We start from the raw sequence: 11859 nt of genomic DNA on the forward strand, positions 1-11859 counted from the left end.
CCGAGGGGCGTGTGATCAAAGCTCAGACAGCGTGAATATCTTCGAGCGTCGCCCGGAACTCGGCGACGAAACCTGTCGGCGGATAGCTTTTCTCAACGCCGCCCTTACCGACCAGGCCAAGCCGAATGAGGCGGGTTCCGAAGCTCTTGACCTCCGGTTCCGAGATAACGGGCCCGTCGCGCTCCTCCCAGTTCATAATCATAGTGGGATCGCCGCCGTCCTCGACACGCCATGACAGGAGTACCCTACCGTTTGGAGCGGACAGGGCTCCGTATTTAGCCGCGTTCGTCGCGAGTTCGTGCAGCAAAAGCGAAATCGACAGCGTGGCGCGCGGGCCGAGCTCGATGTCTGGACCGTCCGATTCGATGCGCCCCTCGGTATCGTGGAGGTTGAGAAGTAGGCGAACGATCCTGCGGAGCGGAGCTGCCGTCCAGTTCTCCTGCATCAACTGGTCATGCGCCGTCCCAAGGGCAGCGATCCGACGTGCCAGCGCCTCGACGGCGTCCTGTTCGGTGACGCCCTTCAGAGTCTGGCTGGCGATGGCCTGGACCATTGCCAGCGTGTTTTTCATTCGGTGTACAATTTCCTTGTTCAGGATCGTCTGCTGCGCCTGAGCCTCGTCGCGCTCGCGCAGTACCCGCCGTAACTCCAGCTGCCGCATCACCTGCCGTGCCAACACACGCAAGGTCGTTTCCTGGAGCGGGCTGAGCGGCCGCGCCTTGAAGTCGAGCACGCAGACCGTGCCAATCGGATACCCGTCAGCCGTCTTGAGTAGCGCGCCGGCATAAAACCGCAGACCAGGCTCGCCCGTTACAAGCGGATTGCAGTCGAAGCGGGGGTCCTTCGTAGCGTCTTGAACGACCAGGAAGTCTTCCTCGAGTATCGCCTTGGCACAAAAGGACGAGTCGAGCGGCGTCTCACGAACGCCCAGTCCCACCTCGGCTTTGAAGAACTGCCGGCCGTCGGCAATGAGATTGACCACGGCGATGGGCGTCTCGCAGATTTTCGAGGCGAGTTCCGCAATCTCGTCGAAGTCACTCTCGCGCGGAGTATCCAGCATGTCGTAAGAGAAAAGCGCTTCAAGGCGCGCTACCTCCTTCACATCTTGCGCCACAATCCCTTGCCTCACCCGCCACCTGTCTTGGCGGCAACGTTAGCAGGCGAAATCGATACTGCCGACTGGTAATGCGCTGGCGATCTGCCGCGACGGTCCGGGGAAGTTTTTTTTCGGAAACAGAATCCGCGATTGGCCGCGTTTCGATTGAACTCTTTGGCGGTATCTCGGTTGGCTCTCCAAGCATAGGAGGATGCCATGAGCGCCAAGGCAAAAATGATCCATGAAGACGGCCTGCCGGGCAATGAGCACGAACTTGACCCCAAGCCGGCCTGGCAGCCTCGGTATCCTGGCTCGGGGCGCTTGCACGGCCGGGTTGCCCTGATCACTGGTGCCGACAGTGGCATCGGCCGGGCGGTCGCTGCACTCTATGCGCGCGAGGGGGCGGACATCGCGATCGTCTATCTTTCTGAACATGAGGATGCCAAGCAAACGATCGGCATCGTCGAGCAGGAAGGACGCCGCGCCATCGCGATTGCCGGCGATGTCGGTGACAAGACCTTTTGCGAGGGCGCGATCGATTCGACGATTGCTGAATTCGGCCGTCTGGATATCCTCGTAAACAATGCCGGCGAGCAACATCCAGACCAGGACATTCGCGACATTACCGAGGCCCAACTGCGGCGGACGTTTCAAACAAACATATTCGGCATGTTCTTCATGACTCAGGCAGCTCGCCCGCATCTGAAGAAGGGCGCCGCGATTGTGAATTGCACGTCCATCACGAGCTATCAGGGCTCACCTGAATTGCTGGATTACAGCTCTACAAAGGGCGCCATCACATCGTTCACCCGCGCGCTCTCCGAAAATCTCATCGGTGATGGCATTCGCGTCAATGCGGTCGCGCCGGGTCCGATCTGGACGCCGCTCAATCCGATGGGCGGCGCCAGCCCGGAGAAGCTGAAGCATTTCGGGGAAGGCACGCCGATGAAGCGCCCTGGGCAGCCGAACGAGGTCGCGCCGAGCTTCTTGTTCCTAGCCTGTGAAGATGCCAGCTATATCTCGGGTCAGGTGCTACATCCGAACGGCGGAACGATCGTCAACGGCTAAATCTGGAAGGGCAACGTCCGTCCTGTTCGGTTTCGACCGCGACGGGGGCTAGCGCATAGCAAATGACATTCACGGGCGGCGTTGGCATAGCTATGCTCGCGCGCCCGCGATTGATGGCAAAGCGAGACCGGACGACCTGCTCGATGACCATCCCACCGCTATCTGTCACGGGCGAAGCAGCCAGGTTCGAAAAGCTCCGTAACCTCGACATTCTTGACACCGCGCCGGAACCAGCCTTCGATGGGCTGGTGTCGATCGCGAGGACGGTCTGCAACACGCCGACCGCGTTGATCAGCCTGGTCGACAAGGACGGGCAGTGGTTCAAGGCACGCAGCGGCTTCGAGCCCTGTGAGACGAACCTCGACAGTTCCGTCTGCGCGCATGCTCTTCGGCACGGTTCGACGCTGATCATCCCCGATCTGTCGCTCGATCTCAGAACCGCCGCCAATCCGCTCGTCACCGATAACCCAGGTATCCGCTTTTACGCCGGGGCTCTGCTGAAGACGTCGGACGGCCATGCCATCGGCACGCTTTGCGTCATCGATACCGAACCTCGCCCGAAAGGCTTGAACGCGGCTCAGGTCAAAGTTCTGGAGGGCCTTGCCGATCAGGCCGTTGCACTGATCGAAATGCGGATCGGCTCGCTTTACCGGGAGGCGAGCAACGCCCTTGAACGGGAGAGCGCGGAACGGTCGCAAGCGGCGACTGAAGCGGGGCGGGTCGGCATCTTCGACATCGATCTCGCGACGAACGAGATCACGCCCTCCGCAGAGATGTGCCGGATCTTCGGCGTCGAACCCGCACCAGCTTACGATGCGGGCGTCTTCGAAAAACTTCTGATCCCGGACGACCAGGGCAAGCAATCGAACCGAGACGATCGAACAGCTGGCGTCAGCCAGCTTATGACCGAGTACCGCATCAAACGCGCACATGACGGCGCACTGCGCTGGATCGCCCGTCGCGGTGGCTTCATCACCGGCGCAGACGGCTCTCCGCTTCGCTTCACAGGGACGGTGTCGGACATCACCGAGCGCAAGCTCGCCGAACTGCGTCAGCAGGTGTTGATCGATCTCGGCGAGATGATCCGGGAGGCTGAAAGCGTCTCCGAAATTGTCGGCGAGGCAGCGCGGATGCTCGGCGAGAATTTGAGCGTGAGCCGGGTGGGCTATGCGGCGATCGACATCCCCGCCGACTTGTTCGACGTTCAGTCGGATTGGTGCGCTCCGGGCATAGAGAGTCTCGTCGGCCACCACAGCCTCGCGGCGTTTCATGGCACGGCCAAGTTCCTGCGCACGGGGCAACCTTTGGTCGTGTCAAACATTGCGGCCGCGCATTGGCTGCGCGGCGACAGCGAGGGCTACGCTGTCATCGGCACCAACGCCAAGATCAAGATCCCGCTGATGCGGCGAGCTCAGCTGATCGGCTGCTTTTTCGTCCATCACGAGACGGCCCGGACCTGGACGCCGGCGGAGGTCGCGTTCGTCGAAGCGGTTGCCGAGCGTGTCTACGCCGGTGTCGCCAGAATCCGGGCGGAGGAGGAGCAGGCGCTTCTCAATCAGGAGCTCAGCCATCGCCTGAAGAACACGCTCGCCATGGTTGCCGCCATCGCCAAGCAGACCTTGCGTGGTGTCACAGAGAAGGAAGCGGTCGAGGCCTTCCACGCCCGGCTGCTCGCTCTGGCCAGCGCCCATGACGTCCTGCTCCAAAACAGCTGGTCTTCAGCGCGCATCCGCACCGTCATCGAGAGCGGTCTCGCGCTGCATGCTAAGTCGGAGCGCATTTCGGCCATTGGACCTGACGTCAAGCTTGGTCCCAAGGCAGCTCTTTCGCTATCGATGCTGCTGCATGAGCTCGCGACCAACGCGATCAAGTACGGCGCCCTCTCGGTGCCCGAAGGCAAGATCGAGATTGCTTGGTCGGTCGAGCGCGAGACCAGCGAGGCGATGCTGCGACTGATATGGCGCGAGATCGGCGGTCCGCCCGCGATTTCACCTGAGCGCAAGGGTTTCGGGTCGCGGCTGATTTCGTCCGGCCTGGTCGGAACCGGCAAGGCAGAGCTCAGTTACGATTCAACTGGGCTGGTGGGGACTTTCCTGGCTCCGTTGAGTCTGCTTACCCAGCATTGAGGCGCCCCATGGCTACCGCGCAGGTCCCCGCCAGACAGATCGTCCTCGTGGTCGAGGACGAGCCAATTCTGATGATGGACGCGGTCGATCTGATTGAACAGGCCGGCTTCGAAGCAGTCGAGGCCACGAATGCTGACGAGGCTATCAAAATCCTGCTTTCGCGCCCTGATATCCACATCCTGTTCACAGACATCGACATGCCTGGATCCATGGACGGCGTGAAGCTTGCCCAGATTGCTCGCGACCGCTGGCCGCCGATTGAAATCATCATCGTCTCGGGACACCGCACCGTGCACGAGGACGACATGCCGGATCGCGGCCTGTTCTTTGCCAAGCCGTATAGCCCTCGGGCGGTCAAGGCCGCATTGCAAAGTTTTGTGGCATAATGGACTTAGAACCACCGTCACTGGTCAAGGCGAAATGCGCCAGTCTCGGACGTTGGCTCGCGGTCCGGAACCGGACGTTGTCGACCACTCTCTGCGGCCCGGGTTTCCAACAATGACATAAACACGCCACGCGAAAGGAGCATGATCGATCCTGCAGTTGTCTCCATGCCTCGTTTGGAAATGACCGCTAGCGGCGCGTATTGACGCCGCCAGGTGGAGACACTCGATGATCACCGGAAAAGGCTCGCTCCTGCTGCGCCGCGCGGGCAGGATTGCCGTCGACTACCAGTTCGGCGGTGACTACGACGACACTCGGACAGGCTACCTGCTCTGTGACACCACCGAAATAGATCCATCTGCACTTTGGGGGCGTCTGACGTTGCAATGCGAAGACGGAGCCGAGGTTGTCTTTGCGGTCGTAAATTTCAGCGACCGCCATTTGGCTGTTATCGGCCGGGTACTGCCTCCAGACGACTTGGCCGCCGCTTGAGCATAAGAGGACTGTAAGCGAGCCCAGCGTGATCCGTTTGGCCAAACGCCTCTGCTTGCGACCTGCGCTTGCTTCGCCCGCTGACGTCTCGGGTATTGTCGCGCCACAAGCTGATGTCGCCGCCTATCCCGAGAGCGGACGCCTGCGGCTCTGACGCGAGATGTCGCCTCCAGAACCTCCTACGCTAGCGGAGTTTGGCGATACCGATGCCGTCGAGCTTTGCACGATCCTTTATGGACTCTTCGCTGCGGGTCATTGCTTTCGCAATCGCCTTCAGGGCCATGCCCTTTCCAGCAAGCAATTTCAGTTTCTGGAGCTCCTCAGAGGTCCAGGGTTGGCGGTGCCGTTCAAATCGCTCGGTCACAATCCGCTCCTGCAGCGTGCTCGCACTTGATGATCTGATCTATAACAGTACCGCGATGAAATTGACCGAATTGTACCGAGGTCAACCACCGGGTCGCGCCAGGAGCAGAATTTGGGTGCTTGCCGGGGACCGAACCTTCGCAAACGTTGGTCCAACCTCGAACGCCGCCTTCCGGGTGACCAAACTCCACGGTCAACGCATCCGCGCAGCGAAAAAATGCCGCATTGCAATGCCGCGGAAGGATCAATTTTCCAGTGAGTAGTTTCGCAGGCGCGCCTTGGCCCTGCCTGATTGCGCTATGGCGGTAGAGCGCCCCAGACCAGCCATCGGACATTTAAGAATGACGTCGATGTCTACCAAAATGCGCGTCGCCGTCATGGTGGCGATCTTCATCCTGACGACACCCGCCACGGCTCAAAAAATCACGACTGAAGGCATTGCCCGATCAGCCAGCCTCTACGCCGCAATCTTGGAGTTCTGTCCGCCAACTCAGCGCGTCAATATCGAGTTGGCGACCAAGGCGGCGAAAGCGATGACCGACGCGGCCAATGAGGTACTCGGGCCGGAAGCCGGTCGAATTGCGCTCGATAGCGAGCTGAAGCGAAGGTTCGACGAAGTTCGCGGGCAAGGCGCTGTGGTTTGGTGCGCTAACCAGATCAGGCAACCTGCCAATGCGCGACTTTTCGATCTGATGCCTCGGTGATGGCTGGGCGGCGCCACTTCCTGACATTGGGATATTGCCGGAAAGCGGACCGTCCGATTGCTGAGGCCGAGTGGCCACTCTCGGTCCACAGCCGACGCTGGAAGGATCCACGTTCAGCTTCTTCGCAAAGCACCGTTGGCCATTCGGGAGGAGCGGGCTCGACCTAGGTTGCTCCCGGGGGGCAGCAAGGCGCGCCTTCGTGTCGATCCTATGGTCCGTTAGATGTCCAGGCTGAAGCGGTTATAGCGCAACGCTTTGATAAAGTTGTGCAGCTATTTCTGCGCTGGGAAGGGCGATTGGCTGGACAATAGCGATGCGGATCGTGTCAGGCGATGAAGGGGACTCCGGGACCGTTCAGCTCTCGGAAATTCTCGGAGCCTTGAGTCACGCTCTCGACCTTACGGAGGGCCAGCCCGTCGGGCATTGCGTACGGGCTACATGGATCGGCTTTCACGTCGGCCGCAAAGTGTCCCTGCCCGAACTACAGCTCTGGGAACTCTACCACACGGTGATGCTGAAGGATCTCGGCTGCTCCAGTAATGCGGCGCGCATCTGCGAACTCTATCTTTCGGACGACCTCAGCTTCAAGCGCGACTTCAAGACGGTTAGCGACAGTCTGCCGAAGGTGCTCGGCTTCGTATTCTCCCATACCGGCCTAAAGTCGGGACTAGCCGAACGCTTTCGCGCGGTGCTCAACATCCTTCAGAATGGCGGGGCCATCGTCCAAGACCTGATCCAGACACGCTGTCAGCGCGGCGCTGAGATCGCTCGACAACTGCGCTTTCCGGCGAGCGTTTGCGAAGCCATCCACGCCCTCGACGAACACTGGGACGGCGGTGGACGGCCCGACCGTGTCGCCGGCCCAGCGATCCCCCTCTATGCCCGCGTGGCGCTCCTCGCGCAGGTCGTGGATGTGTTTCACGCGACAGCGGGCCCCGCGGCCGCCATCGCGGAGGTGCGAGCGCGCTCGGGTACATGGTTCGATCCTCAAATCGTCGCCTCCTTCGAGGCGGCCGCGGCCGAGCCCGGATTCTGGGAGACCTTGGCCTCGGAAGGCATCGAGGAAGCTGTCTTCAAGCTGGCACCACCCAGCCCGATCGTCGTCGACGAGGACTATCTCGACGACATCGCCCGTGCGTTTGCTCAGATCATTGATGCCAAAAGCCCCTTCACCTCCGGCCACTCCGAGCGGGTCGCGGTCTACGCAGACATGATCGCGGCCGAGCTCGAATTTACCTCGGAACGTCGTCGCTGGCTTAAGCGAGCTGCCCTCCTGCACGATGTCGGAAAGCTGGGTGTCTCCAACACGATCCTCGACAAGAACGCGAAGCTGGATGATGCGGAGTGGTGGGCAATGCGCAACCATGCCGCGTTATCAGAGACAATTCTGGCCCGCGTGCCTGCGTTCCGCGAGATGGCCGTGATCGGCGGCAGTCATCATGAGCGTCTGGACGGAAAGGGCTATCCGCGTGGCTTGATGGGCGATGCGATAGCGCCCGAGACACGTATCGTCTCCGTGGCCGATGTGTTCGACGCGCTGACTGCCGATCGGCCTTATCGCGCGGCGATGCCGTTGGATCGCGCACTTGGTATTATGCGGGCGGATGTCGGCACGGCTTTCGATCCGACCTGCTTCTCTGGAGCGGGCATTGGCCGCGATCGAGGGAAATCTCGCTCGCGCAGCTTAAACTGCGCCACAAACCCCACAGGCTACTCCCCGCATCGCGCCAAGGAGTGGATGCAGATCCATGCCGACGGGCCAAGCGTATAGATTGCGATGTCTCCCCGGCCTCAGGCGACTATGACGACCGGAATTGCCCGACGCACGATCCTACCGCTACTCGCCGGGCTTACGTTGCCTGGCTGCGCAGCCCTACGCCCCGGCGGCGTGAACGAAGGCGCGCGTGATGTGGCTTATGGTCCGCATCCCCGACAGCGGATGGACATCTATGTTCCGTCCGGCGGCGGGAACGCGCAAAAGCCGGTGGTCTTCTTCATCTATGGCGGCTCATGGGCCAACGGGGCCAAGGAAACCTATTCGTTTGTCGGAGACGCGCTTTCTGCACGTGGCTTCGTCACGGTGATCGCGGATTACCGCTTGGTGCCCGAGGTCCGCTTCCCGGTCTTCATCGAGGATGGCGCGCTGGCGCTGCGCTTCGTGCGCGACAACATCGCCCGCTCCGGTGGAGAGCCGCGAGCGCTGCACGTGATGGGGCATTCGGCCGGCGCCTACAACGCGATGATGCTGACATTGGATCAGCGCTACCTTGCCGCTGTCGGAATGCGTGCAAGCGATATCCGATCCACTGTCGGTCTCTCCGGTCCTTACGATTTTCTGCCCTTCGACATCGACGTGACGAAGGCGGCGTTTGGAGCCGCTCGCGACCCCGCCCGGACGCAGCCGATCAATTTCGCACGTCGCGACGCGCCGCCGATCTTTCTGGCAACAGGATCGGAGGACACGACTGTTCTGCCGCGGAACAGCGAGCGCTTGGCGCAGGCTCTAAAGAGTGCAGGTGCCAAGTCGGTCTCGCTGAAGATCTATCCGGGACTAGGCCACGCCGGCACAGCGACCGCGCTTTCAAGGCTATTGCAGTGGCAGGCGCCCACGCTCGACGATGTCGTTGCGTTCTTGAAGGCGGCATAGCGAAATTCAAGCTATCTGTGTGCGCCAGGAGCGGAAGTTGGCGGGTGGCCTGAAAGCGGACCCACACAGCGATGCGCGCAATGAGTTTCCGAGCGCCAGCGATCCCGCCCCTTCGGACAACAAAATTTACACGGATGAGCGCGCGAAAGCAGCTTGTTTAGGCACAAATATTAATAATTGGTTAAAATATCGCCTTGCTTGCACCGCGCAATGCAGGCACCGTGCAATTGTTGCGATGCAGCATGATGGTCTATCTCGATGCCTGACGTCTTTTCTCTGATTGACTGGGGCAAGACATGTTTCATTCTAAACCCAGTAGTTTTGAGAACGCAAAACGCGTTGCTTTTGATATTCTAAAATCGAATTCTGATAGAATTAATACTCTGCGTCGATCAGCGTTTGAAAATTTACGTCGAGATAATTATTCCAGCATACTGAAGGCATTCAGCTTAGTTGTGGCAGGAATTCTATCTATCCTGATGCTGACTGCCGCGCTGCCGCCAGTTATCGCTGACCAATCCGATCGGGCAGTGATCAATGCCCCGATTTCTTTGCTGACCGCACCTATCTCCGGCACGATCGACTCGATACGCGTTCGCGCGGGTGAGGAGTTGCAGAGTGGCGCTGTCGTCGCCACGATCTCGAATTCGCGAGTCGATCGCACCACGCTGATCCAGCTTGAAAGCAAGATGGCGGAGACGCGCGAACGCAGCCTCGCCGCTCAGCGAAAATATCAATCCAACCTCGCCTATCTGGCGACGCTCGATCGGGCCATCGCGTCCGAGAAGGAGCAACTGACCAACATATTCAATCAGCAGATCATCGAGCTGAAAGCCAAACTATCGGCTTCGATCTCATCGGGACTGGAGAAAAAATCGGTTGTCGATCGCCAGACCGAGCTGGTCGCCCGGAACATCGCGAGCGCGCAGGTGCTGAAGCCCAGCGAGCAGCAATACCGAGCAGCCCTGTTCCAGAAGGATGCCGAGACCGCGAAGCTGAACCAGAAGATGATCCAACTGGAAGCGCTGTCCAAGAGCATCTTCGTCGGCGACGAACTGGTCGGCTTGGCAACTCTTGCGCAGAAGACACGCGACGTCGGATTCGATGCCGAGCGATTGAAGATCGAGCATACCGAACTGGAAGCCAGCCTCGTGGACCAGCAAAAACTGCTGGATGCAGAGCGGACGCGCCTTGCAAGCCTGTCCGGCATGTCGGTCGCGGCGCAGAGCAGCGGGGAAATCCTCGCCGTCGGAGCAACTGTCGGCCGCCACGTCAATGCCGGCGACGCGCTGGCCTCGGTCGTGAGCTGCGAGGATGCGTTCGTCGTGGCCATTTTCTCCTATCGCCAGGCGCAGAATCTCGGTGTCGGGAACCGGTTGCGCATTGAGGGAGATCGCCTTGGCAGGCGCTTTGGAACAGTGCGCGAGGTCTTGCCGAAGACCAGCGAGAAGACGGACCAGCAATATGCGGTGCCGTTCCCGCAGACCGAGCGTCGCGAACTCTATGTGCTGATCGCGCCCGATCCCGTCGAGAGCCAGCCCTCGGAGCGGCCCGGGCGCTCGGTCGCGACGGCCTGCAATGTCGGACAGTGGGTCACGGTGACACGCGTGAACGGATGGGTGCCGTCCACCTCTGTGGTCTGGCGGTCGCTTTCCAATGCGATCGGCGGCATCTTCGGTGGAGGCCAAGCCGTGGCCGCGCCGGTATCACGCACCAAGGCTAAAGACTAAGGCCATGCTCCGTTGGGCCGCGCTGGCGACTGTCCTGACGTTGGCGACCCTGACGATGACTGCCGAGGCGCAGGAGGATCGCCACGCGCTCGGCAAGCCGATCTGCCGGTCACTCGCCTCAGCGGTCGATGCCGCCTCTAAGGACGGTCAGCCCGTCTTTCTGGCTAGCTACCAGCCCGGGCCGTTCGAAGGCGCAGTGCCACTGCCGCTGCGAAGCTCAGCCTTTTCCTACGACAATGCGCTTGCCGTCATTGCGCTGGTCTCCTGCGGTGCGCTCGATCAGGCTCGCCGCATCGGCGAGGCGTTCGTCCATGCCATCGACCACGATCGCGGCTTTCGCGATGGACGGATCCGCAATGCCTACCGGGCGGGCATCGTGCAACCGGTCGTGCTGCTTCCAGGCTGGTGGGAGCCTGCGATCAAGGGCTGGGCGGAAGATGGCTATCAAAACGGCACGGCTACTGGAAACGTCGCTTGGGTCGCGCTGGCGCTCCTGACGCTGGCAGACACGACCGACGATGCGCGTTACCTGGCGGCAACAGGAACGCTGATGAATTGGGTCAAGGCTCACGCGGCGGGCACGGCTGGGGCGGGGGTTGCCGGCGGTGTCGATGGGTTCGATCCCGTGCAGACGCGGCTGGCCTGGAAATCTACAGAGCACAATCTCGACGTCTACGCGGTGACGCTCTGGTATGGCCGCGCCACGGGCGACCAGCGCTTCGCCGGTCTGATGCGCTCATCGCGAGCGTTCCTGGACGAGGCCTTTCTGGAGCAGCCCGGCTGCTTTGCGCTTGGCCGGGAGCCGGACGGGCGCATGAACGGGTCGGTTCGCGTCGCGCTGGATACGCAGCTCTGGCCGGTCCTTGCGGTCCCGGACGGCCCACCGGCCTGGCGGCGGGCGCTGGCCTGCGCCGAGACGCGCATGGCGGTCGCCGGCGGGTTCGACTTCAACGAGGACCGAGACGGCCTTTGGGTCGAGGGAACAGCACAGGCCGCCCTGACCTACCAGGTCGTCGGGCAGCAGAAGAGTGCCGACGAGCTGTTGAATGGCCTCGCTGCCGAGCTCGCACCCTCCGGCTGGCTCTATGCGACGCGGGAGGAGCGGCTGACGACGGGGCTGAGGATCGGGCCGGGCAGCACGCTCGAGGACTTCTTCTATTTCCGGCGGCCTCACTTGGGAGCCACGGCCTGGGCGGCGCTGGCCGCGAACCGCTGGAATCCCTTCATCTCGCGGCGGTTCGGGTAGATC

At 61.3% G+C, this 11859-nt stretch carries 11 protein-coding genes; 9 read left to right on the forward strand and 2 right to left on the reverse strand.

The features are described 5' to 3' along the window. Window positions 1-22 precede the first annotated feature (22 nt). Window positions 23-1060 (reverse strand): HWE histidine kinase domain-containing protein, encoded by a 1038-nt coding sequence (locus VGN82_RS08200; RefSeq protein WP_414644256.1) that lies wholly within the window; start codon window positions 1058-1060, stop codon window positions 23-25. A gap of 252 nt (window positions 1061-1312) precedes the next feature. Here VGN82_RS08200 and VGN82_RS08205 point away from each other — a divergent pair, with 252 nt between their 5' ends. The 4 genes from VGN82_RS08205 to VGN82_RS08220 all read left to right on the forward strand — a co-directional run bounded on the left by VGN82_RS08205 (window position 1313) and on the right by VGN82_RS08220 (window position 5166). Further along, on the forward strand, window positions 1313-2164 hold the full coding sequence (locus tag VGN82_RS08205; RefSeq protein ID WP_327526523.1) for an SDR family oxidoreductase: 852 nt from the start codon (window positions 1313-1315) through the stop codon (window positions 2162-2164). 143 nt (window positions 2165-2307) lie between these two features. Continuing rightward, window positions 2308-4290 carry a GAF domain-containing protein gene (locus VGN82_RS08210; RefSeq protein WP_327526524.1) on the forward strand — a complete coding sequence of 661 codons (1983 nt, stop codon included), beginning with the start codon at window positions 2308-2310 and terminating at the stop codon, window positions 4288-4290. An 8-nt stretch (window positions 4291-4298) separates the two neighbouring features. Beyond that, entirely contained in the window at window positions 4299-4676 is a 378-nt protein-coding gene (locus tag VGN82_RS08215) for a response regulator (protein WP_327526525.1), read from the forward strand. Window positions 4677-4902: 226 nt separating this feature from the next. Then, complete coding sequence (locus tag VGN82_RS08220; RefSeq protein WP_327526526.1) at window positions 4903-5166, forward strand: S1 domain-containing protein; 264 nt, start codon at window positions 4903-4905, stop codon at window positions 5164-5166. Between the two features lie 184 nt (window positions 5167-5350). Here VGN82_RS08220 and VGN82_RS08225 read toward each other — a convergent pair whose 3' ends face one another. Beyond that, a complete protein-coding gene (locus tag VGN82_RS08225) occupies window positions 5351-5530 on the reverse strand; it encodes a hypothetical protein (RefSeq protein WP_206734954.1) in 180 nt (59 codons plus the stop codon). A gap of 349 nt (window positions 5531-5879) precedes the next feature. Between VGN82_RS08225 and VGN82_RS08230 the strand changes: the two genes are divergently transcribed. From VGN82_RS08230 to VGN82_RS08250, 5 genes are all read left to right on the forward strand, one after another. Continuing rightward, entirely contained in the window at window positions 5880-6233 is a 354-nt protein-coding gene (locus VGN82_RS08230; protein ID WP_327526527.1) for a hypothetical protein, read from the forward strand. Between the two features lie 313 nt (window positions 6234-6546). Then, window positions 6547-8004 carry an HD-GYP domain-containing protein gene (locus VGN82_RS08235; protein WP_414644234.1) on the forward strand — a complete coding sequence of 486 codons (1458 nt, stop codon included), beginning with the start codon at window positions 6547-6549 and terminating at the stop codon, window positions 8002-8004. Between the two features lie 117 nt (window positions 8005-8121). Continuing rightward, the gene (locus VGN82_RS08240; protein ID WP_327526528.1) at window positions 8122-8880 is read left to right on the forward strand and encodes an alpha/beta hydrolase; all 759 of its coding nucleotides are present in this window, start codon (window positions 8122-8124) and stop codon (window positions 8878-8880) included. A 479-nt stretch (window positions 8881-9359) separates the two neighbouring features. After that, complete coding sequence (locus VGN82_RS08245; protein ID WP_327526529.1) at window positions 9360-10610, forward strand: HlyD family secretion protein; 1251 nt, start codon at window positions 9360-9362, stop codon at window positions 10608-10610. 4 nt (window positions 10611-10614) lie between these two features. Further along, complete coding sequence (locus VGN82_RS08250) at window positions 10615-11856, forward strand: hypothetical protein (RefSeq protein WP_327526530.1); 1242 nt, start codon at window positions 10615-10617, stop codon at window positions 11854-11856. Window positions 11857-11859 lie beyond the last annotated feature (3 nt).

Origin of the sequence: Allobosea sp. (assembly GCF_035999205.1) — a bacterium.
GTDB lineage: Bacteria > Pseudomonadota > Alphaproteobacteria > Rhizobiales > Beijerinckiaceae > Allobosea.